At 60.7% G+C, this 20,145-nt stretch carries 20 protein-coding genes; 12 read left to right on the forward strand and 8 right to left on the reverse strand.

The window, feature by feature from the left end:
* The first annotated feature begins 11 nt into the window (after nucleotides 1–11).
* Nucleotides 12–1,079, forward strand: coding sequence for an AI-2E family transporter (locus tag HRH33_RS10735; protein WP_167417958.1), 1,068 nt, complete (start codon nucleotides 12–14; stop codon nucleotides 1,077–1,079).
* A 10-nt stretch (nucleotides 1,080–1,089) separates the two neighbouring features.
* Here HRH33_RS10735 and HRH33_RS10740 read toward each other — a convergent pair whose 3' ends face one another.
* From HRH33_RS10740 to HRH33_RS10750, 3 genes are all read right to left on the reverse strand, one after another.
* Nucleotides 1,090–1,269, reverse strand: a complete 180-nt coding sequence (locus tag HRH33_RS10740; protein ID WP_167417957.1) for a hypothetical protein — start codon at nucleotides 1,267–1,269, stop codon at nucleotides 1,090–1,092.
* Nucleotides 1,270–1,360: 91 nt separating this feature from the next.
* The gene (locus HRH33_RS10745) at nucleotides 1,361–1,555 is read right to left on the reverse strand and encodes a hypothetical protein (protein ID WP_034137721.1); all 195 of its coding nucleotides are present in this window, start codon (nucleotides 1,553–1,555) and stop codon (nucleotides 1,361–1,363) included.
* A gap of 226 nt (nucleotides 1,556–1,781) precedes the next feature.
* Complete coding sequence (locus tag HRH33_RS10750) at nucleotides 1,782–2,135, reverse strand: hypothetical protein (protein ID WP_034096854.1); 354 nt, start codon at nucleotides 2,133–2,135, stop codon at nucleotides 1,782–1,784.
* Nucleotides 2,136–2,291: 156 nt separating this feature from the next.
* On the opposite strand from HRH33_RS10750, the gene HRH33_RS10755 reads away from it, so the two are divergent.
* Entirely contained in the window at nucleotides 2,292–3,110 is an 819-nt protein-coding gene (locus HRH33_RS10755) for a shikimate 5-dehydrogenase (protein ID WP_034137722.1), read from the forward strand.
* Nucleotides 3,111–4,009: 899 nt separating this feature from the next.
* Here HRH33_RS10755 and HRH33_RS10760 read toward each other — a convergent pair.
* The gene (locus HRH33_RS10760; protein ID WP_034137723.1) at nucleotides 4,010–4,660 is read right to left on the reverse strand and encodes a YceH family protein; all 651 of its coding nucleotides are present in this window, start codon (nucleotides 4,658–4,660) and stop codon (nucleotides 4,010–4,012) included.
* Between the two features lie 117 nt (nucleotides 4,661–4,777).
* On the opposite strand from HRH33_RS10760, the gene HRH33_RS10765 reads away from it, so the two are divergent.
* Together HRH33_RS10765 and HRH33_RS10770 are read left to right on the forward strand one after the other, a co-directional pair.
* A complete protein-coding gene (locus tag HRH33_RS10765; RefSeq protein WP_034137724.1) occupies nucleotides 4,778–5,287 on the forward strand; it encodes a DUF1993 domain-containing protein in 510 nt (169 codons plus the stop codon).
* A 198-nt stretch (nucleotides 5,288–5,485) separates the two neighbouring features.
* Complete coding sequence (locus tag HRH33_RS10770; RefSeq protein ID WP_167417956.1) at nucleotides 5,486–8,272, forward strand: hypothetical protein; 2,787 nt, start codon at nucleotides 5,486–5,488, stop codon at nucleotides 8,270–8,272.
* Nucleotides 8,273–8,320: 48 nt separating this feature from the next.
* On the opposite strand, the gene sstT is transcribed toward HRH33_RS10770, so the two are convergent.
* Nucleotides 8,321–9,532 (reverse strand): serine/threonine transporter SstT, encoded by a 1,212-nt coding sequence (gene sstT, locus HRH33_RS10775; RefSeq protein WP_123480897.1) that lies wholly within the window; start codon nucleotides 9,530–9,532, stop codon nucleotides 8,321–8,323.
* Between the two features lie 232 nt (nucleotides 9,533–9,764).
* Here sstT and HRH33_RS10780 point away from each other — a divergent pair, with 232 nt between their 5' ends.
* Nucleotides 9,765–10,922: an MFS transporter gene (locus tag HRH33_RS10780; RefSeq protein ID WP_034096859.1), complete on the forward strand. Its 1,158-nt coding sequence runs from the start codon at nucleotides 9,765–9,767 to the stop codon at nucleotides 10,920–10,922.
* A 4-nt stretch (nucleotides 10,923–10,926) separates the two neighbouring features.
* Here HRH33_RS10780 and nhaR read toward each other — a convergent pair whose 3' ends face one another.
* Nucleotides 10,927–11,829: a transcriptional activator NhaR gene (nhaR, locus tag HRH33_RS10785; RefSeq protein ID WP_167417955.1), complete on the reverse strand. Its 903-nt coding sequence runs from the start codon at nucleotides 11,827–11,829 to the stop codon at nucleotides 10,927–10,929.
* 134 nt (nucleotides 11,830–11,963) lie between these two features.
* On the opposite strand from nhaR, the gene HRH33_RS10790 reads away from it, so the two are divergent.
* The 4 genes from HRH33_RS10790 to mnmH all read left to right on the forward strand — a co-directional run bounded on the left by HRH33_RS10790 (nucleotide 11,964) and on the right by mnmH (nucleotide 15,225).
* Nucleotides 11,964–12,215, forward strand: coding sequence for a hypothetical protein (locus tag HRH33_RS10790; RefSeq protein ID WP_034112887.1), 252 nt, complete (start codon nucleotides 11,964–11,966; stop codon nucleotides 12,213–12,215).
* A gap of 28 nt (nucleotides 12,216–12,243) precedes the next feature.
* A complete protein-coding gene (locus HRH33_RS10795) occupies nucleotides 12,244–12,993 on the forward strand; it encodes a TerC family protein (protein WP_094066331.1) in 750 nt (249 codons plus the stop codon).
* Between the two features lie 94 nt (nucleotides 12,994–13,087).
* Nucleotides 13,088–14,122, forward strand: a complete 1,035-nt coding sequence (selD, locus tag HRH33_RS10800) for a selenide, water dikinase SelD (RefSeq protein WP_167417954.1) — start codon at nucleotides 13,088–13,090, stop codon at nucleotides 14,120–14,122.
* Entirely contained in the window at nucleotides 14,122–15,225 is a 1,104-nt protein-coding gene (gene mnmH / locus HRH33_RS10805; protein ID WP_167417953.1) for a tRNA 2-selenouridine(34) synthase MnmH, read from the forward strand. The genes selD and mnmH overlap by 1 nt, the downstream gene beginning before the upstream one ends.
* A gap of 156 nt (nucleotides 15,226–15,381) precedes the next feature.
* On the opposite strand, the gene HRH33_RS10810 is transcribed toward mnmH, so the two are convergent.
* Nucleotides 15,382–16,437: a permease gene (locus HRH33_RS10810; protein ID WP_167417952.1), complete on the reverse strand. Its 1,056-nt coding sequence runs from the start codon at nucleotides 16,435–16,437 to the stop codon at nucleotides 15,382–15,384.
* A 44-nt stretch (nucleotides 16,438–16,481) separates the two neighbouring features.
* Entirely contained in the window at nucleotides 16,482–17,183 is a 702-nt protein-coding gene (locus HRH33_RS10815; RefSeq protein ID WP_040267882.1) for a hypothetical protein, read from the reverse strand.
* Nucleotides 17,184–17,436: 253 nt separating this feature from the next.
* Between HRH33_RS10815 and HRH33_RS10820 the strand changes: the two genes are divergently transcribed.
* The 3 genes from HRH33_RS10820 to hemB all read left to right on the forward strand — a co-directional run bounded on the left by HRH33_RS10820 (nucleotide 17,437) and on the right by hemB (nucleotide 20,073).
* Nucleotides 17,437–18,135 carry a glutathione S-transferase N-terminal domain-containing protein gene (locus tag HRH33_RS10820; RefSeq protein ID WP_099313203.1) on the forward strand — a complete coding sequence of 233 codons (699 nt, stop codon included), beginning with the start codon at nucleotides 17,437–17,439 and terminating at the stop codon, nucleotides 18,133–18,135.
* Nucleotides 18,136–18,138: 3 nt separating this feature from the next.
* The gene (locus HRH33_RS10825) at nucleotides 18,139–18,981 is read left to right on the forward strand and encodes a PhzF family phenazine biosynthesis protein (RefSeq protein WP_167417951.1); all 843 of its coding nucleotides are present in this window, start codon (nucleotides 18,139–18,141) and stop codon (nucleotides 18,979–18,981) included.
* Nucleotides 18,982–19,098: 117 nt separating this feature from the next.
* Entirely contained in the window at nucleotides 19,099–20,073 is a 975-nt protein-coding gene (gene hemB, locus HRH33_RS10830) for a porphobilinogen synthase (protein WP_034112899.1), read from the forward strand.
* Nucleotides 20,074–20,145 lie beyond the last annotated feature (72 nt).

The raw sequence follows: 20,145 nt of genomic DNA on the forward strand, positions 1-20,145 counted from the left end.
ATGGACCGGACATGAACCAAACCACCCTGCAATTCAAAACCCTGTTGTTACTGCTGGTCCTGGTGACCGTTGCCTTTATCTGGATATTGCTGCCGTTCTACGGCGCGGTGTTCTGGGCGGTGATCCTCGGCATTATCTTTGCGCCCATGCAGCGCCGCCTGCAGCTCAAGTTCGGCTGGAACCGTAACCTTACCTCCCTGACCACCCTGACTGCGTGTTTGATCGTCGCGATTTTGCCGGTGATCATCACCAGTGCCTTGTTGGTACAAGAGGGGGCCACGCTGTACAAGAACATCGAAAGCGGCAAGTTGGATGTGGCGGGCTATATCGAGCAGTTCAAGAATTTCCTGCCGCCGTATTTCCAGCATCTGCTGGATCGCTTCGGCATGGGCAACCTGGAAGGGCTGCGCGAGAAGATCGTCAAGAGTGCGATGCAGGGCAGCCAATTCTTTGCCACCCAGGCGTTCAGCTTTGGCCAAGGCACGTTCGATTTTCTGGTGAGTTTTTTCATCATGCTGTATCTGCTGTTTTTCTTTCTGCGCGACGGCCCGGAGCTGGTACGCAAGGTGCGCACCGCAGTGCCGTTGGCTGAACCGCAAAAGCGTCGCCTGCAGCTTAAGTTCAACCGCGTGGTGCGGGCCACGGTCAAGGGCAACGTGCTGGTGGCCGTGACTCAGGGCGCGTTAGGCGGGTTGATTTTCTGGTTCCTGGACATTCCCAGCGCGCTGCTATGGGCGGTGCTGATGGCATTTCTTTCACTGCTGCCGGCGGTGGGCGCGGGCATTGTATGGGGGCCGGTGGCGGCATATTTCCTGATGAGCGGGGCGATCTGGCAGGGCGTGGTGCTGGCGTTGTTCGGCGTGTTTGTGATCGGCCTGGTGGACAACGTGCTGCGCCCGATCCTGGTGGGCAAGGACACCAAGATGCCGGATTACCTGATCCTGATCTCGACCCTGGGCGGCTTGTCAGTGTTTGGCCTTAACGGGTTTGTGATCGGCCCGCTGGTGGCGGCGCTGTTCATGTCTAGTTGGGCGCTGTTTGTCGAGAGCAAGCCGCGGGTCAAGTTGCCATTGCCGTAAACCGGTAGCGTCAGGCTTCCAACTGGTAGGCGGTGGCTTTCAATTGGTGTTCGGCGGCTTTGAGCGATGTCAGCGGGCCGGTGATCGGCTCGCCTTCGCGTACCAAGTACCAGCAAGCCAACACCCCCGAGGCGCGCAGAGCGGCGGGGACGGCACTGCCGATGACGGACATGATATGTACAGTGGGCATAAGGACCTCCAATCGTGGTAGGGGTCACCTTAAGGGCCATGGCGGCTGAGGAAAAATCAACTGTCTCGATAGTCGACATTGATGCCACGCGTCAGTCCACCACTTGATCCAGCATGCTCACCACTTCCTGCTCACTGAGCAGCCCCTTGCGCACCAGGTTCTCCGCGAGCAAGGCGAGGAACTTCGCGCTGCGGTGACCTTCCAGGTGCTTGAGTTCGGTCAGGGCACTGTACACCTTGCTGGAGGTGCAAAGGCCGGCGGTACGGTGTGGGTTTTGTGTGGGCATGGTTAATCGTCCTTAATTGTTATTGGGTGGACAGGCTCGATAGTGAAAGGGTTATGTGACGCAAACATGACAGCGCGAGCCCTGTTCGAGCAAGTAGACATTGGTGTCTATCATGTGCGATTGCGCACCAGACAATGTCTCCATTGCGACCTTGACGCGATAAAACCGGACTCGGCGCAAAAAAAAAGGCCTCGCACGATTGCGAGGCCAGTTTCAGATCGAACAGTTACCAGCCACGACGGTAGTAACCATGGGGCGGGCCATAGTAACCGCGCGGTGGGCCGTAATAGACCGGCGCCGGGCGGTAATACACTTGCTGTTGCACATACACAGGCGGCGGTGGCGCGTAGTAGACCGGCGGCGGAGCGGCGTAGACAGGCTGCGGCTGCACATACACCGGTTGCTGCACGTAGACTTCGCGGGGTTGGCTGGCCACCACCGAGCCCACCACGGCGGCGCCGACCAACGCACCCAAGGCAGCCGGCCCCGCCCATCCACCACCGTGGGCGGAGGCTTGGCCAGCCATAGCGAGTGCACCTACCAGCAAGGCGATCTTGGGGATTGTACGAATCATGGTCATTCCTCGGTTAGCCCCTGCGCTCGTGTCCTGCCATCAATGGACTCAAGTCATGTCGCGGGGATACTTTTAAGACAACGTATTTCTGAAAAACAGCACGGCCGCTAGGTAAAGGTTGTGTAAGGTCTGTACCGATTTGCTTACTCACAGGAGTTTTCCATGCAGATGCACCCCAACAAGGACACCCAGCTGTGCATGTCACTGTCGGCGCGCCCCGGTAATTTCGGCTTGCGGTTTCATAACCATCTGTACGAGCAGTTGGGTCTGAATTTTTACTATAAGGCCTTCAGCAGCCAGGATTTGCCCGGCGCGATCGGCGGTATCCGGGCCTTGGGGATCCGGGGTTGCGGGGTGTCCATGCCATTCAAGGAGGCGGCCATTGCCTTGGTGGACGAACTCGACGATTCGGTTCAAGCCATCGATTCGTTGAACACCATCGTCAACACCCACGGCCATCTCAAGGCCTATAACACAGACTACATCGCCGTCGAGCAACTGCTGAAAAAGCATGCGGTCCCCCAGGATTCCACCTTCGCCCTGCGTGGCAGTGGCGGCATGGCCAAGGCCGTGGCCAGTGCCCTGCGCGACGGTGGCTACGCCAACGGTGTGATCGTGGCGCGTAACGAGAGAGCGGGGCGGGCGCTGGCCCAGCACCTGGGGTACGCCTGGCAGGGGGATATGACCGGCCTGCGTCCGCAAATGCTGATAAACGTCACGCCCATCGGCATGACCGGCGGCGCGGAGGCGGAGGCATTGGCGTTTGACGCAGACATCATCGAGACTGCGCGGACTGTCTTCGATGTGGTGGCGATTCCCGCCGAAACACCGTTGATTGTGCATGCCCGAGCCAACGGCAAACAGGTGATTACCGGGTTGGAAGTGATCGCCATCCAGGCGTTGGAACAGTTCGTGCTCTATACCGGTGTGCGGCCGACCCAGGAACAATTCGAAAAAGCCGTGGCCTTCGCCCGTCTCTAAAAAAGCACCGGGAAGCTGGATATAGGTCGATCAGACATGAAGGTATTGATCGTCTCACCACCCTCGGGGGCAAGCCCCCTCCCACAGGTTTGACCGCGTTCGCTCGAGCTCGGTGGCCCAACGGTCGGCGCGCCAAGCTCAAGGCAAGCGCAGATCCAAGGTGGGAGGGGGCTTGCCCCCGATATAGGTCTATCAGGCAATGAAGGTATTGATCGTCTCACCGCCCTCGGGGGCAAGCCCCCTCGCACAGGTTTGACCGCGTTCACTCGAGCTCGGTGGCCCAACGGTCGGTGCGCCAAGCTCAAGGCAAGGGCAGATCCAAGGTGGGAGGGGGCTTGCCCCCGATATAGGTCTATCAGGCAATGAAGGTATTGATCGTCTCACCGCCCTCGGGGGCAAGCCCCCTCGCACAGGTTTGACCGCGTTCACTCGAGCTCGGTGGCCCAACGGTCGGCGCGCCAAACTCAAGGCAAGCGCAGATCCAAGGTGGGAGGGGGCTTGCCCCCGATATAGGTCTATCAGGCAATGAAGGTATTGATCGGCTCACTGCCCTCGGGGGCAAGCCCCTTCCCACAGGTTTGACCGCGTTCACTCTAGCTCGTGGCCCAACGGTCGGTGCGCCAAGCTCAAGGCAAGGGCAGATCCAAAGTGGGAGGGGGCTTGCCCCCGATATAGGTCTATCAGGCAATGAAGGTATTGATCGTCTCACCGCCCTCGGGGGCAAGCCCCTTCCCACAGGTTTGACCGCGTTCACTCGAGCTCGGTGGCCCAACGGTCGGCGCGCCAAGCTCAAGGCAAGCGCAGATCCAAGGTGGGAGGGGGCTTGCCCCCGATATAGATCTATCAGGCGATGAGGGTGTTGGCTGGCTCACTGCCATCGGGCCCCCGGCCACACCTATTCAGGCCTGTTCCAACTGTGCCAAGCGTTCCTCCAGCGCGGCGATTCGCGCTTCCAGCTCTTCGATACGTTCGGCGGACACCCCGCTGGCGCCACGCTCCACCGGGCTTGCCCGCGCCGCGATAATCGCCTCGATATCCGCCGGATCGCCCAGCGCATGGGTGTAACGGTCTTCCCGCTGCCCAGCCTGACGCGGCACCAGCACCGCCAGCCCGCGGGCGATCAGGCGTTCGAGCTGGTGCACGACCTGTTCGGTGTCCTCGAAATCATGCATGCGAGCGCTGCGAGTGAGCAGTTCGTTGACCGTCTGCGGGCCGCGCAGGAACAACAGCCCGATCAGGATCACCTGGGCCGGCACCAGTTCCAGCGCCTTGTCCACCCGATGTTCCCAGCGGTCGGCACGGCTGCCCATCACCAGGCGAGTGAAGCCTTGGCCTTCCAGCGCACGCAAGCTCTGGCCCACCTGGCCCTGGCTGAGGTTCATCACCGGCTCGCGGCTGGTTTTCTGGTTGCAGGCCAGTACCAGAGCGTTGAGGGTCAGGGGGTAGGTTTCCGGGTTGGTCGCCTGTTTTTCGATCAGGCAGCCCAGCAGGCGGATTTCCGTGCTGTTCAGGCGCGGCTCAGGGGTATCGGTGTCGTGCTCGGCGGTCATCGCGCGTTCCCTATGCAGTGAAGGTCCTTAGCCTATCCCTGAAAAAATAAAAGACAAGCAGCGGGCATGGCTATAATCGCCGCTGGTTGCAACCCCGCCATTACCGATGAGAGTGCCATGACTATTTCCCTGTACGCCGCCTCCGTTCCAGTGTTCAAACAAATGCTCAACGCCCTGAGCGATGTGCTGAACAAGGCCGAAGCCCACGCTACGGCCAAGAACATCGAGCCCAATGCCTTGCTGCAAGCGCGTCTGTTTCCTGACATGTTCCCGCTGGTGCGCCAGGTGCAGATCGCCGTCGACTTCGCCAAGGGCGTTTCTGCGCGCCTGGCCGAGATCGAAGTGCCTAAATATGACGACAACGAAGTGACCTTTGCCGACCTGCAAGCCCTGATCGCCAAGGTGCTGGCCTTTATCGACAGCCTCAAGCCCGAGCAAATCGACGGCAAGGAAGGCATCGAGATCGTCACCCGTCCAGGCACCCCGAAAGAAAAGCGCTTCAGCGGCCAAACCTACCTGCTGACCTACGGCCTGCCGCAGTTCTTCTTCCACGTCACCACCGCGTACGCGCTGCTGCGTCACAACGGTGTGGAAGTGGGCAAGCGCGACTACATGGGCGCTTTCTAAGCTCAAGCGTCAAAAAAGCCCGGCGTCGTTCCACGTTGAACGGCACCGGGTTTTTTTATGGGTGGCGGTTATGAATTCCCTGACCTTGTCGGAAAAGGTTACAGAAGGGCGGTGAACCAAGTCTTTCTGCTGCGGCACTCACCAGGCGATGAGGCATGTGCCTCCACCCAATCCCCGTGAGTGTATGAGAGGCTTTAGATGATCACGACGCCCCACCTGTCAGCTGCTGTATCGCGTTTTTCTTCGTCGGACATGTCCTCGCCTGTGCTGGATAGTCAGGGCGCCTCTTCGGTTTTGCCCGGCCCGAACACCCGAGTCCGCCGAGAGGCGTCGGGCGAGGCAACGGCGGTGGGCCAAACCCTGCCCTCGGAAGCAAATGAAGGAAGCACTGAACAGGCGCAGAGCGCCGATAAACGCGATGCGGGCAATCGACGCGACCTTGAGAAGTTCGTGCATGCGTTGCTGAACGTGTACGTAAAGGGCGACAACTATCTGGATGAACAGGCGGCTTTGCATGCTTATCGATATCCGGGGGGCCGGCCTTACGACCGCGCCCAAGGGTTCACCAATTATTTGCGCAGCCAATGGATCCAACTCGACCCTGATTCCGGCTTTCAACTCAATAACGAGTCAAAGGCCGGGCAGCGCGTGAATCTTTTAGATTTCATTGATGGCCTTGGCTGGGAGCGACCGACCACGATGGCCGAGGTCCGGAATATGAGCGGGGCCGTGTTCCGCCTTTATCGGTCCTCGCCGTTGCCATCCGGCGATCTGGGCGGTGGGTTGTCCTGGCCGATTCCCCTTGATCAATCCACCCAAAAAGCGATTCACGAGGCTTCCAGCTCCGACGTGTATCGTTCGCTCCAGCACGGTGACCTGCCGGCGACGAATAACGGAGCGGTGCTGATGCTCCAACGCCATCAATGGTCAGATGCCGAGCTGAAGGATCCGCGCACCGCCCTGCTGAACATGATCAATGCTCCGGCCGCACGAACGGTAGGTGAGCAGCTGCGGGCGCGGTTCAACGGGGCCGGCACTCCTCAGGATTGGCTGCTTTCAATGCTTCAGGTGGGGGCCAATGGCCATTCGGTGATGCATCCAAACGAAAAAAACAAGTTGGCCGGCTATGATCTGTCCCAGCGCGATAATTGGGGTAAACCCCTGTCGTCGGTGGTGAAAGGGCTGACTGACCATCTGGCGCAGACCTACGGTCGAAACGCGCCAGTCGTAGCGTATTTGTTGCTGTCACACCACGCGCCAGAGCTGTTGGTCAAAGATGTTCCTGCTTCTGTCACCTATGGTTCGCCGGGATGGGTTGGCCTCAAAGCCATCGTCGCCAAGGCCAACTTCCACACGCCTGGCTCGGCAGCAGGGCAGACCTATGAGGCGTTGGTCAAGAACGACCTTGAGCCCGTTACCAGCGCCGAAAGAGACGTGGAAGCCTTGGCGGGGCGTGAGGCGTTGATCCACTGGGCCGTGGCGGACGGTGCAATTGCAAAGCGCGATGACAACAATTACACGGACGACGAAATTGAGAGGGCGCGCACCCTCTCCAGCGAACGCTTGGAGACCCTGAAAAAAGCTTCCGACGCGCAACGTGAGCCATTAGTGCCCCGTAAGGAAAAAGCGCTGCAGATCCTCAAGGAGCATTTCTCTGCGACATTCCCCAATGTCGATTTTGAAGCCAAGGTGCTGATGCCCACCGAGGCTCATCAGTATTTGCGCGGGCCTTATTCGATTCTGGATATTTTTCTCGAACCGCAATTGCATACCCGCTGGTACTCCACTGACCCGGCGGTGCCCTTTGCGGACATGTTCGAAACGTTCCGGCGCATTCCGCCCATCGACAACTATGAAAAGGAAGTCTCCGACTACTACGACGCGCTTCAGGGGGCCATGGGTGTCACGGTCAAACACTTGATGTCCCAACTTCCTGCGCAGGACAGAGAAGCCCTGGAGTATGGCGAGCTGAGCGTTTATGCCGAAGAAAAAACCATCTCTAGTCGTGAGAGTTGGGGAAAGTATCTGGGGCCTGAAAAAAGGGTGAGTGAGCAGCCCGCTGATAGCCGTTCGTTATTGTTCGTCACGAAGTATGGGGCAACCAAAACGGTCTATGAGGTCAACCCCCAGCAGGGTTATATCCGCAAGCGTACTGATTTGACGGGCGACCTGAAACCGGGTCTGAAGGGTGAATGGTCCGGTCCCTTGACTGAGCGAGCCAATCCCGGCGTCAAGCGAACCTACAGTCGTCCGTCGATTCGCGAAGTGGTGGCAGATGGAGAAGAGGCACAGCAGAAACGACGGGCGCGGGAAAAGGCCCCGGGGCCTGTGCAAACCTTCACGTCTGACCGGACTCAGTACATCACCGATACCGTGCTGAGCAATATCTTCAAACCCGGAGAGCGAGAAGTGCTAGCCCAGAAAGCCAGGGGCATCACCACATTCGATACCGAAGTAACGGTGTTTGAAGAGATACAGGCGGTGACCCGGACTTTGGTGCCTTTTGCGTCCGCTATCGACAGGTTTCAAAAGGGAAAGGTAGGCGAGGGGCTTGGTTTCCTGGCATTTGACGTGTTGGGGTTTGCGGTGGGAGGCATCTTCGCAGGGGCTAAAATCGCGAGGCTGGGCCCCGGGCTCTCAGGCCGGGCTGGCGGCATCCTGACACGGGGTGCGATCAGCGCGGCCAACCCGTTTGCCGGAGGAAAAGCCATCGTCTCCAGAGGCCTGCCTTGGTGGCAGTCGGCATGGGGCAAAGGGACCTCCACCTGGCGGATCATTGCGGCTAATCGCGGTGTGGACCGGGCTCATCAGGATAAAAAAGATGGCGTCACCGTCGGCACTTATACAAATACTCTCGGCGACTCAATACGTATCACGGCTCAGTTGGATGAAATAACCGGGAAATGGTACGGCTATGATCGGACAACCCGTTCGCGGTTTGGCGTACCGCTTGAAGGCTTCAGTCCTGATAGCACCAGTGCGTGATGCTTTCTCCCCGGGACAGACCTTGAACAGGCCGTCCCGGGGGATCGGTTATTTTTGTTTGCCCAGGCACGCCGCCGCAGTGAACAGCACATCAGTGGACGAATTGAGCGCGGTCTCCGCCGAATCCTGCAGTACACCGATGATGAAACCTACGGCGACCACCTGCATGGCGATCTCACTCGGGATGCCGAACAGGCTGCACGCCAGGGGAATCAGCAACAACGAACCGCCGGCCACGCCCGAGGCACCGCAAGCACAAATGGCCGCGACCACGCTGAGTAACACGGCGGTCGGCAGGTCGACACTGATGCCCAGTGTGTGCACGGCGGCCAGGCTCAGCACGGTGATGGTGATCGCGGCGCCGGCCATGTTGATGGTGGCGCCCAGCGGGATCGACACCGAATAGGTGTCCTCATGCAGGCCGAGGCGCTCGCTCAATGCAAGGTTGACTGGAATGTTCGCCGCCGAGCTGCGGGTGAAGAACGCCGTGATGCCGCTTTCGCGCAGGCACAGCAGTACCAGCGGGTACGGGTTGCGGCGCAGTTTCCAGAACACAATGGCCGGGTTGATCACCAGCGCGACGAACAGCATGCAGCCGATCAGCACCACCAGCAGATGGGCGTAGCCGAGCAGGGCGCTGAACCCGGAGGTGGCCAAGGTGGAGGCCACCAGGCCGAAAATGCCCAGCGGCGCAAAGCGAATCACCACGCGCACAATCAAGGTCACGCCGTTGGACAGGTCATCGAGCACAGTGCGGGTAGTTTCGCCGGCATGCCGGATGGCGATGCCCATGCCAATGGCCCAAGCCAGGATGCCGATGAAATTGGCATTCATCAGCGCGCTTACCGGATTGTCCACCACGCTCAACAACAGGCTTTGCAAAACTTCGCCGATGCCGCCGGGCGCGCTCACAGTGGCGTCATGGGTGGCCAACACCAGCGTTGACGGGAACCACATGCTGGCGACCACCGCAACCACGGCGGCGGCGAACGTGCCGAGCAAATACAGGAACAGGATTGGGCGAATATGGGTTTCCTGGCCGTGCTTATGGTTGGCGATCGACGCCATTACCAGCACAAACACCAGAATCGGCGCCACGGCCTTGAGCGCGGTGACGAACACCTTGCCGATAAATCCGGTGGCTTTGGCTGCTTCGGGCAGTAGCAATGCCAGGAGAATCCCGGCGATCAAACCGATGACGATTTGCGTGACCAGGCTGACGCGGGTCAGGCGTTTAAGGAGCGAAGGGGCAGCAGTCATAAAGAGGTTGTCTCTAGTTTTTTTAATGTGCGCAGCCCCATGAGCAGAAGGGGCTGTAGGAAGCAGGGCGCGAAGTCTAGCATGCTGTGGTGCGTGCTCTGGCGGCTGCGGCATCGCGTCACCCGCTTTGGCCAAAGCCGGACATACTCTGTTAAGCTTCTGGCCTCTCACCTTTCCTATCCGTCAGCGGGCCCTTCGGGCTGTCGTTGATGTCGTTGTTTCTGGAGTTTTCATGCTGTTTCCCATCCTGCTGCTGTCGGCCGCCGGTTTTACCGTGCTGACCACGGAATTCATCATTGTCGGGCTGCTGCCATCGATTGCCCGCGACCTGAATGTCAGCGTGTCCCAAGCCGGGCTGTTGGTGACCTTGTTTGCGTTTACCGTGGCGGCGTTCGGGCCGTTTCTGACGGCCTATTGCGCGCGTTTCCCACGCAAGCGTCTGTTTATCAGCATTCTGATTCTGTTCGGCGCGGCCAACGCCGTGGCCGCGCTGGCGCCGAATATCTGGGTGATGGCATTGGCACGACTGATCCCGGCTCTTGGCTTGCCGGTGTTCTGGGCTTTGGCCAGCGAGACGGCGGTGGACATCGTCGGCCCGGACTACGCCGGGCGCGCCATTGAGAAGATCGGTTTCGGCATCGTCTGCGCCACGGTGTTTGGCATCCCAGTGGGCACGTTGATTTCCGATGCATTCGGCTGGCGCACGGCGTTCGCCATTCTGGCAGTGGTGGCCCTGGCCAAGGCCTTGCTGTTGTTCATCTACCTGCCGGTAACCCGGCCGAAGAACGATCAAGTGAGTCTGCGCTCGCAGTTCAAGATCCTGCGCAACCCCTTGATGCAGGGCCATATCCTGCTGTCGATCCTGGTATTCAGCGGTATGTTCACTGCCTATACCTACCTGGCGGACATCCTTGAACGCCTGGCCGGCTTCGATGGCACGTTGGTGGGCTGGTGTCTGATGGGCTTTGGCGCGGTGGGCTTGCTTGGCAATGCCTTGGGCGGCCGTGCGGTGGATCGCCATCCGTTGATCGCATCCATGGTGTTCTGCGGGTTTATGATCGCGGGCATGGTCGCGCTGGTGCCGGCCATTCATTCCACCATCGGTCTGGCGGCGGCGATGGCGGTGTGGGGTGTGACCCAGGCGGCGCTGTTTCTGGTCAGCCATGTGCGGCTGATGAAGGCTGCGCCCCATGCGCCGGCGTTCGCCGCGTCGCTGAACATTGCCGGGGCCAACCTGGGCATCGGCTTGGGGGCGATGGTCGGTGGTCATGTGATCGATACCTTCGGCCTCGGCAGCCTCGGGTTCGCGGCGTCCGGGTTTATCCTGGTGTCGATCCTGCTGGCGCTGTGGCTGATGACCGCCAGGCAGCCGGTGGCGTCCAACGCCTGAGCGGTCAGGGCAGGGCAGTGAACAATTCGCGCCGCGCGCCTTCGGTAATCGCCACGATGCCCGGGTGCTTGACCTTGCGCTCCACCGAGATCGCATAGAACGACTCGGTGACCGCGTCGGTCTGGCCGATCAGCGCCACACCGTATTGGCGCACCACCTCGTCGGCAATCACGCTGGGGGCGATGAAAATCCCGCTGCCGGATTGGCCAAACGCCTGCATCAAGGCGCTGTCGTCGAACTCGCCGATGATCTTCGGCTGGATCTGCTGCTCGGCGAACCAGCGCTGCAAGCGGCTACGCACTACGGTTTCCGCGCCGGGAATCAGCAGCGGCGCACCGTGCAGGCGCTGCGGGAATGGGCCGGTATGGCGGTCGGCCAATGCCTGGGTGGCGAAAAAACTGATGCCGCACTCTCCCAGTTTCTGGCTGTAGCCTTTGATATCCAGGTGCGTGGGCATGGGGCTGTCGGAAATCACCAGGTCCAAGCGCTGGATCGCCAGATCCGCCAGCAACCGTTCGAGTTTGTCCTCGCGGCAGGTAATACGCAGCGGCTCGCTCAATTCCATGGTCGGCGCGATCAGCCGGTAAACGATGGATTTGGGCACCACATCCGCCACCCCGACCCGAAACACAATCTGCTGCTCCTTGGGCTGCGCGCGCAGCATGGCTTCCAACTCATTGCCGGTCTGGAACATCTGTTCGGCGTAGGGCAGCGCTTGCCGCCCGGCTTCGGTCAGCTCCAGTTGGCGCCCGACCCGCTGAAACAACGCGATGCCGAACGTCTGTTCAAGCAGGCTGAGTTGCCCGCTGATGGTCTGGGGCGTGAGGTTTAATTGCTCGCACGCACGCACGATGCTGCCGGTTTTGGCCACGACCCAGAAGTAATGCAGTTGTCGATAATTAAGCATGAGGGTGGTCACTTCGTAAAAAGCGAAGTATACGCGGGAAAAATACGAATTTTGCTGAAGTGTTGCTCTGCATAGAATGCGTCGCTATCGCGGGGCCACTATTGGGACCCAAGTGTTCTAACGAGGGATACAGCATGAAACTCAATTCTTTCGGCGCGGCCTCGTTGCTTGCGCTTTCATTGGTGATGATCAGCGGTTGCGATCAGGTCGAAAAAAGTGCACAGCAGGTGATCGGCAAGGCCTCGGAATCGGCCAAGCAGGTAATCGACGATACCCAGAAAGCCGCCGAGCAAGCCCTGAGTGAAGCCACCCAAGGCCTGATCAACCCGCAGAAGAAAGACGATCAGGCTGATAAAACCGACGAATCGAATAGCCAAGAAACCTAATTTTCCAGCACACCACCAGGACTGACCTATGGATTACCTTGTACAACTGGCCGCCAGCCCCACCGCGTGGATCGCCCTGGCGACCTTGATCGTGATGGAAATCGTGCTGGGCATCGATAACCTGATCTTTATCTCGATCCTCACCAACAAATTGCCGCAGAAGCACCGGGCCAAGGCGCGGCGCATCGGTATCAGCATGGCCCTGGTCCTGCGCCTGGGCTTGTTGAGCACCATCGCCTTTATCGTGCAGCTCACTGCGCCGGTGTTCGAGGTGTTCGGCCAGGCGTTTTCGTGGAAGGACATGATCCTGATCGCCGGTGGCCTGTTCCTGGTGTGGAAGGCCACCACCGAGATCCATCACAGCATGGACCCGGAGCCCGAAGAGAAACAAAGCACCAGCAACGCCGTGACCATCGGTTTTGCGGCGGCCATCGGGCAGATCCTGTTGCTGGACCTGGTGTTTTCCATCGACAGCATCATCACGGCGGTGGGCATGACCGAACACTTGCCGATCATGATCATTGCCGTGGTGACCTCGGTGATCGTGATGCTGGTCGCGGCCGAACCGCTGGCCAAGTTCATCAACGACAACCCGACGGTGGTGATGCTGGCCCTGGGTTTCCTGATCATGATCGGCATGACCCTGATCGCCGAAGGCTTTGGCGCCCACGTACCTAAAGGCTATGTCTACGCAGCCATGGCGTTCTCGGCGGCCATTGAGTGCCTGAATATCGCCCGGCGCAACCGCCATAAGCGTTTGCTCGCTGCGCGTCAGTAAACCCTGAAACAAACAGGCCGGCGGTGCTCATAAGAGCCCAGCCGGCCTTTTGCTGTCTGGTAGAATCCGCGCACTTGATAGTTTGAGGTCCAGCATGAACGAGCCGATTCGCCTTACCCAATACAGCCACGGCGCGGGTTGTGGCTGCAAGATTTCACCCCAGGTCCTGGAAGTGATCCTCGCCGGCAGCGGTGCGCAGAACCTCGACCCCAACCTGTGGGTGGGCAATGCTTCGCGGGACGACGCGGCGGTGTACGCCATCGACGACGAGCGCGGTGTGGTCTCCACCACCGACTTTTTCATGCCGATCGTCGACAATCCCTTCGATTTCGGTCGAATTGCCGCCACAAACGCCATCAGTGATATCTACGCCATGGGTGGCGATCCATTGATGGCCATTGCGATCCTGGGCTGGCCGGTGAATGTGCTGGCCCCGGAAGTTGCCCGCGAGGTCATCCGTGGTGGTCGCTCGGTCTGCGATGCGGCCGGTATCCCCCTGGCGGGCGGGCACTCCATCGACGCGCCGGAGCCGATTTTTGGCCTGGCGGTCACCGGCATCGTGCAAAAGCGCCATATGAAGCGCAACGACACCGCTACCGCCGGCTGCAGGCTCTACCTGACCAAGCCCCTGGGCATCGGCATCCTCACCACGGCCGAGAAGAAGGGCAAGTTGCGCGAGGCCGATATCGGCCTGGCTCGCGACTGGATGTGCACCCTCAACAAGCCCGGGAGCCGCTTCGGTAAACTGGCCGGCGTCACCGCCATGACCGATGTCACCGGTTTCGGCCTGCTGGGGCATCTGGTGGAAATGGCGGATGGCAGCGGCCTGACCGCCCGCATCGAGTACGCCAATGTCCCACGCCTGCCGGGGATCGAGGACTATCTGGATCAGGGCTGTATGCCCGGCGGCACCTTGCGCAACTTCGACAGCTACGCCAGCAAGCTCGGGCGTTTGCAGGAACTGCACAAGCGCGTGCTGTGCGACCCGCAGACCAGCGGCGGCCTGCTGATCGCGGTCACCCCCGAAGGCGACGCCGATTTCCACGCCGTGGCCGCCGAACTGGGCCTGAACCTGGCGCCTATCGGTGAACTGGTCGAGCGACAGACCCACGCGGTAGAGGTGGTTTGATGGCAACTGACATCACCGACTATCGCAGCATTTTCCTTAACGACCGGCCGATGATGGATACCCGCGCGCCGGTCGAGTTCGTCAAAGGCGCCTTTCCGGGCGTGGTCAACCTGCCGCTGATGACCGATGACGAACGCCAGCGCGTCGGCACCTGCTACAAGCAGCAAGGCCAGCAAGCCGCCATTGTCCTGGGGCATGAACTGGTATCCGGCGCGATCAAGGCCGAGCGCATTGAACGCTGGGCGCGGTTCGCTCAGGCTCATCCTGATGGCTACCTGTACTGCTTTCGTGGCGGGCTGCGCTCGCAGATTGTGCAGCAGTGGCTTAAGACAGAGGCCGGTATCGACTACCCGCGCGTCGGCGGGGGTTACAAGGCCATGCGTACGTTTTTGCTCGAAACCATGGAGCAAGCCACCCAGCAGTGTGATTTTGTGTTGCTCGGCGGCATGACCGGCACCGGCAAGACCGAAGTCCTCGGCCACTTGCGCAACGCCCTGGACCTGGAAGGCCACGCCAACCACCGCGGTTCCAGCTTCGGCAAGCGCGCCACGGCGCAACCGTCCAACATCGACTTCGAGAATCGCCTGGCCGTGGACCTGCTGAAAAAACGCGCGGCCGGCATCGAGCAGTTCGTGGTGGAGGACGAAAGCCGCATGATCGGCAGTTGCGCGCTGCCGTTGCCGTTGCACAAAGGCATGCAAACGTATCCGATGGTGTGGCTGGAAGACAGCCTGCAAGGGCGCGTCGAACGTATCCTGCGCGACTACGTGGTTGACCTGTGTGCCGAGTTCATTGCCACGTTTGGCGAACAGGGCCAAACGCTGTTCGGCGAGCGGCTGACCCAGAGCCTGGCCAATATTCATAAACGCCTGGGGGGCGAACGGTTCCAGCGCTTGCAGGCGATTCTGCAGGACGCCCTGGCCGAACAGGCGCGCAGCGGCGCCGTGGACCTGCACCGTGGCTGGATCGAAGGCCTGCTGCGTGAGTACTACGACCCGATGTACGCCTTCCAGCGCGAAAGCAAAGGCGCCCGCATCGAATTCGCGGGCGAGCAGGGGGCGGTGGTGGAATATTTGCGCGAGCGGAGTGCGCGGCGCGAGTGAGGGTGATACCGGGGCCTATCGCGCCGCGTTGCCTGTGGCAGGGGGCTTGCCCTAATGCCAGTCTGTTAAGGCTCAGTTGACCCAGCCCAGGCGATAGCTATCAAAGGTGGGAGGGGGCTTGCCCCCGATAGCGCCCTCAGCCCCCCCACCGCGTGTTTAAAGCACCACCACCGCAATCAACCCGAACACCACGCCCATCAGCATGGTCAGCCCGGCCACCGTTACCAGCACCCGCGCGTCGAAATCCTTGCGTAGCATCAGCAGGGACGGCAGGCTCACGCTCGGCAATGTCATCAGCAAGGCCACGGCCGGGCCGGTGCCCATGCCCAGGGTCATCATGGTTTGTACGATAGGGATCTCGGCCGCCGTAGGAATTACGAACAATGTGCCGACGATCGCCAGCGGCACGAGCCACACCAGGCTGTTGGCCATGGCTCCGTCTACGTGAGGGAACAGCCACACCCGCGCGGCACCGAGGATCAGCACGGCCAGGATGTACACCGGAATGGTGCTCCAGAACAGCTGCCACAACGTCCGCATCCAGCGGCTGAAAAAGGGTTGGGCTTCGACCTGGCTCACATCGGCCACCGCTTCCAGCGCGGCTTCCGGCACCTGATCGGGGCGTGCGATGCGCTGCGCCACCAACGACACCCCCACCACCAGCACAATGCCCGCCACCAGACGTAGCGCGGTAAACCCCCAGCCCAGCACAAAGCCCATGAATACCAGCGTCGCCGGGTTCAGTACCGGGTTGGCGATCCAAAACGCCAGCGCCGCGCCCACCGATACCTGTTGCCGACGCATGCTCGCCGCCACCGGCGCCGCGCAGCAGCTGCACATCATCCCCGGCAAGGCAAACAGCCCGCCGCGTACGGTCGAGCCCAGCCCGGCCCGGCCGAACAGGCGCAGCAGCCAGTCGCGCGGGATCAGCACTTGCAGCAGCGAACCGAGGATTACCGCCAGGACTGCGGCTTTCCAGATCGCCAGGAAATACACCTGGGCATAGGCCAACGCCGCCGCCAGGGGCGAGCTTTGCTGATCATTGAGAATCGAGGCGCCGATGCTGTGGTTGTCGGCGGCCACAAACGCCTTGAAGTAGTAGGGCGACCACTTGACGTAGTAGAGGCCGACACAGGCCACCAGCAGGAACAGCGCCGGTTTCCACCAGAACGACCAGCCCCGGACGGGCTGGGTGGAGAGAAGGTTGGACATGGGGATGATCCGCAGATGAGTCGATAGCCGCGCATCATACGCTGTCAGCTGTCGGCGCTCACCTGTGTCGGCTCTGGGCAGTTCTGTTCGCCGTCGTTCAGGCCCTGTTTGTAGTTGCGGCTCAGCAACGAGGCCTTGCCGTTGTGCCAGGTCAGCGTCAATACGTAGAGGGTGTCGTAGTCGCTGCCGGACCAGTCGTCGGTGATGGTGTGCTTCTCGCCCGACGCCTCACTCGCCACCTTGTTGATCAACTCCGGCAGATAGCCATGGGACCAGGCGGTGTAGATGGTGGCGTTGTGGTATTTGTCTTCGACCAACTCATCGGCCAGGTCGCTGGTGTCATTGGCCGAGAAGTTGATGTTGACCGGCAGGCCCAGCTTGATGGCGCTGGGGCTGATGGTCATCAGTGGGCGAATGTAGCTGTAGGAATTATCCAGCTCGCCTTCTTCGACATTGCGCGTCGGGTTGGCGGCGAACACAAAATCCGCCGGGCCGAATTTTTCCGGCAATACCGTGGCCAGGTTCATCGCGCGGTTCAGGCCCTGGCAATTGAGTTGGCCCAGGCCGCCGGCGGGTTTTTCGCCGTGGCGCAGGAATACCAGGGTCTGCACGCCGTCCACCGGCTGAGCGCGGCTTTCCGGCGCGTCGAGGAGGGCCGCTGTGGCACCGCCGACAAGTAGCAGCGGTAACGTGATGTAGGAATAGCGTTTGAGTCGTTGCACAAGGCGCAGAGGCTTGATCGTCATTTTAGGTTCGAGTCTTCATGCGTCGCGTTAAGGCGGACAAGCCTGGCCCCAGTGACGCACGTGCGTCCCGAGGTGTTCCTTGTCGATCTAGCCAGGTGCCTCCCTTCACCCTATCAGCGCTTTTAAGAGTGCGGCGGGGCGTATTGGTTCGCCCGGACGGGATAATAGCCAGGCGATGTTGCGCATTGATGACCCATGCACGACAGCGCGGGGATGACTATCATGAGGGCTTTCTGCCTCAGGGACTGTCCCGATGAACGCACTTGCCGCATTCCCGATCAACAGCAAATGGCCCGCACAGCACCCCGAACGCTTGCAACTGTATTCGCTGCCTACGCCCAATGGCGTCAAAGTCTCGATCATGCTCGAAGAGTTGGGCCTGCCGTATGAGGCGCACAAGGTCAATTTCGAGACCCAGGACCAATTGTCCCCCGAGTTCCTGTCCCTGAACCCCAACAACAAGATCCCCGCGATCATCGATCCCAACGGCCCGGGCGGTCAGCCGCTGGCGTTGTTCGAGTCGGGGGCGATCCTGATTTACCTGGCGGAAAAAACCAGCCAGTTGCTCTCCGAAGACCCGGCCACCCGTTACGAAACGATCCAATGGCTGATGTTCCAGATGGGCGGCATCGGCCCGATGTTCGGCCAGCTGGGTTTCTTCAACAAATTTGCCGGCAAGAACTACGAAGACAAACGCCCCCGCGATCGCTATGCCGCCGAGTCGCGGCGGTTGCTGCAGGTGCTGGAAAAACGCCTGCTGGGCCGCACCTGGCTTATGGGCGATGACTACAGCATCGCCGACATCGCCACCTTCCCTTGGATCCGTAACTTGATCGGCTTTTATGAGTCCGGCGATCTGGTAGGCATTGCCGATTTCCCTAACGTCCTGCGCGCGCTCGACGGTTTTGTCGCCCGCCCGGCCGTGATCCGTGGCCTGAATATCCCGAGTTGATCCATGCCGACTTTCGATTTCAAACAACTGGATGTATTCAGCAGCGTATCGCTAAAGGGCAACCCGCTGGCCGTCGTCCTCGGTGCCGACAGCCTCAGCGACCAACAGATGGCCGACTTTGCCAAGTGGACGAACCTCAGCGAAACCACGTTTTTGCTGACACCGCGGGACCCTCGTGCCGACTACCGAGTAAGGATCTTTACCACGTTGCAGGAGTTGCCGTTCGCCGGCCACCCGACGCTGGGCACTTGCCACGCATGGCTCCAGGCTGGCGGCGTGCCCAAAGGCGAGGAGATTATCCAGGAGTGTGAAATCGGCCTGGTGCGTATCCGTCGCCAAGGCGCCGAGTTGGCGTTTATTGCGCCGCCGTTGTTACGCTCCGGTGCCGTCGACGCGCCGTTGCTTGAGCGTGTACGCCTGGGGTTGGGGCTGCCGCCGGACAGCATCGTGCGCAGTCAGTGGGTCGACAATGGTGCAGGGTGGCTTGCGCTCATGTTGGCTGATCGTGACCAGCTCCTGGCGTTGCAGCCGGACTATTCACAGCTATTGGGGTTAGCCGTCGGCGTGATCGCCCCGTGCAACCCGGTACGCGACGACGTGGACGCGCAGTTTGAGGTGCGTGCTTTTGTCGCAGGCGATGGCGCCCAGGAAGACCCGGCCACCGGCAGCCTGAATGCCGGCGTCGCGCAATGGCTGCTCAGCGAAGGGCTTGCGCCGCCGTGCTACGTGGTCAGTCAGGGCACGGCCATAGGGCGTGCGGGGCGTATTCGCGTTGAACGTCAAGGCGATGAAATCTGGGTCGGTGGCGCTGTCACCGTGTGCATCGAAGGGCGTCTACAGCTCTAGATCAATACATTATTGCGCCCCTGGCAATACACTGTTGGCCCCTCGGCGTTTGTGCTGCCGGGGCCAATGGGCATAAGCTTTCGCCCCAAAGATTTCTGCCATTTTTTCAGGAAAGCCATGACCAGCCAGTTCCCCCAAGCCCGTCCACGCCGCCTGCGCCGCTCCCCGGAGCTGCGTGGTCTGTTCCAGGAAACCGAGTTCACCCTCAACGACCTGGTGCTGCCGATTTTCGTCGAGGAAGAAATCGACGACTTCGTGCCGATTACCAGCATGCCGGGCGTGCGACGCATCCCTGAGAAAAAACTGGCCGGCGAGATCGAGCGGTTTGCCCGTGCCGGCATCAAGTCGGTGATGACCTTCGGTGTGTCCCACCATCTGGACGCCAATGGCAGCGACACCTGGAAAGAACGCGGCCTGGTCTCGCGCATGTCCTCGATCATCAAGGACGCCGTGCCGGAGATGGTGGTGATGTCCGACACCTGCTTCTGCGAATACACCGACCACGGCCACTGCGGCGTGATGCACGGCGCCCACGTCGACAATGACGCGACCCTGGTCAACCTCGGCAAACAAGCCGTGGCCGCCGCCCGCGCCGGTGCTGATGTGATTGCACCGTCGGCGGCCATGGACGGCCAGGTCCAGGCCATCCGCCGCGCCCTCGACGACGCCGGCTTCACCCATATCCCGATCATGGCGTACTCGACCAAATTCGCCTCGGCCCTCTACGGCCCATTCCGCGAAGCCGGCGGCAGCGCGCTCAAGGGCGACCGCAAAAGCTACCAAATGAACCCCATGAACCGCCGCGAAGCCGTGCGCGAATCCCTGCTCGACGAACAGGAAGGCGCCGACGCGCTGATGGTCAAACCGGCCGGCGCCTACCTCGACATCATCCGCGACATCCGCGAAGCCTCGCGCCTGCCAGTGGCGGCGTATCAGGTGAGCGGTGAATACGCGATGATCAAGTTTGGGGCTCAGGCGGGGGCGATTGATGAGGATCGAGTAGTGCGCGAGACGCTGGGGTCAATCAAGCGTGCGGGGGCGGATTTGATCTTCACGTACTTTGCGATGGATTTGGCGTTGGCGGGGATCTGAAGACAACGCGAGACCGTTGTGGTGAGCAGGCTTGTCCTGCGATGGGCTGCGTAGCAGCCCATGACTTGCAAA

The sequence above is a fragment of the Pseudomonas rhodesiae genome (assembly GCF_013285305.1).
Lineage (GTDB): Bacteria > Pseudomonadota > Gammaproteobacteria > Pseudomonadales > Pseudomonadaceae > Aquipseudomonas > Aquipseudomonas rhodesiae.

Excerpts from the sequence above, each read along its gene's own strand:
- HRH33_RS10795 (WP_094066331.1), top strand. The coding sequence starts at position 12,244 with ATGGATTACCTTGTACAACTGGCCGCCAGCCCCACCGCGTGGATCGCC.
- HRH33_RS10815 (WP_040267882.1), bottom strand. The coding sequence starts at position 17,183 with ATGACGATCAAGCCTCTGCGCCTTGTGCAACGACTCAAACGCTATTCC.
- HRH33_RS10790 (WP_034112887.1), top strand. The coding sequence starts at position 11,964 with ATGAAACTCAATTCTTTCGGCGCGGCCTCGTTGCTTGCGCTTTCATTG.
- HRH33_RS10760 (WP_034137723.1), bottom strand. The coding sequence starts at position 4,660 with ATGACCGCCGAGCACGACACCGATACCCCTGAGCCGCGCCTGAACAGC.
- HRH33_RS10745 (WP_034137721.1), bottom strand. The coding sequence starts at position 1,555 with ATGCCCACACAAAACCCACACCGTACCGCCGGCCTTTGCACCTCCAGC.
- HRH33_RS10810 (WP_167417952.1), bottom strand. The coding sequence starts at position 16,437 with ATGTCCAACCTTCTCTCCACCCAGCCCGTCCGGGGCTGGTCGTTCTGG.
- mnmH (WP_167417953.1), top strand. The coding sequence starts at position 14,122 with ATGGCAACTGACATCACCGACTATCGCAGCATTTTCCTTAACGACCGG.
- HRH33_RS10765 (WP_034137724.1), top strand. The coding sequence starts at position 4,778 with ATGACTATTTCCCTGTACGCCGCCTCCGTTCCAGTGTTCAAACAAATG.
- HRH33_RS10735 (WP_167417958.1), top strand. The coding sequence starts at position 12 with ATGAACCAAACCACCCTGCAATTCAAAACCCTGTTGTTACTGCTGGTC.
- HRH33_RS10770 (WP_167417956.1), top strand. The coding sequence starts at position 5,486 with ATGATCACGACGCCCCACCTGTCAGCTGCTGTATCGCGTTTTTCTTCG.
- HRH33_RS10755 (WP_034137722.1), top strand. The coding sequence starts at position 2,292 with ATGCAGATGCACCCCAACAAGGACACCCAGCTGTGCATGTCACTGTCG.
- HRH33_RS10750 (WP_034096854.1), bottom strand. The coding sequence starts at position 2,135 with ATGACCATGATTCGTACAATCCCCAAGATCGCCTTGCTGGTAGGTGCA.
- HRH33_RS10780 (WP_034096859.1), top strand. The coding sequence starts at position 9,765 with ATGCTGTTTCCCATCCTGCTGCTGTCGGCCGCCGGTTTTACCGTGCTG.
- nhaR (WP_167417955.1), bottom strand. The coding sequence starts at position 11,829 with ATGCTTAATTATCGACAACTGCATTACTTCTGGGTCGTGGCCAAAACC.
- hemB (WP_034112899.1), top strand. The coding sequence starts at position 19,099 with ATGACCAGCCAGTTCCCCCAAGCCCGTCCACGCCGCCTGCGCCGCTCC.
- HRH33_RS10820 (WP_099313203.1), top strand. The coding sequence starts at position 17,437 with ATGAACGCACTTGCCGCATTCCCGATCAACAGCAAATGGCCCGCACAG.
- HRH33_RS10825 (WP_167417951.1), top strand. The coding sequence starts at position 18,139 with ATGCCGACTTTCGATTTCAAACAACTGGATGTATTCAGCAGCGTATCG.
- selD (WP_167417954.1), top strand. The coding sequence starts at position 13,088 with ATGAACGAGCCGATTCGCCTTACCCAATACAGCCACGGCGCGGGTTGT.
- HRH33_RS10740 (WP_167417957.1), bottom strand. The coding sequence starts at position 1,269 with ATGCCCACTGTACATATCATGTCCGTCATCGGCAGTGCCGTCCCCGCC.
- sstT (WP_123480897.1), bottom strand. The coding sequence starts at position 9,532 with ATGACTGCTGCCCCTTCGCTCCTTAAACGCCTGACCCGCGTCAGCCTG.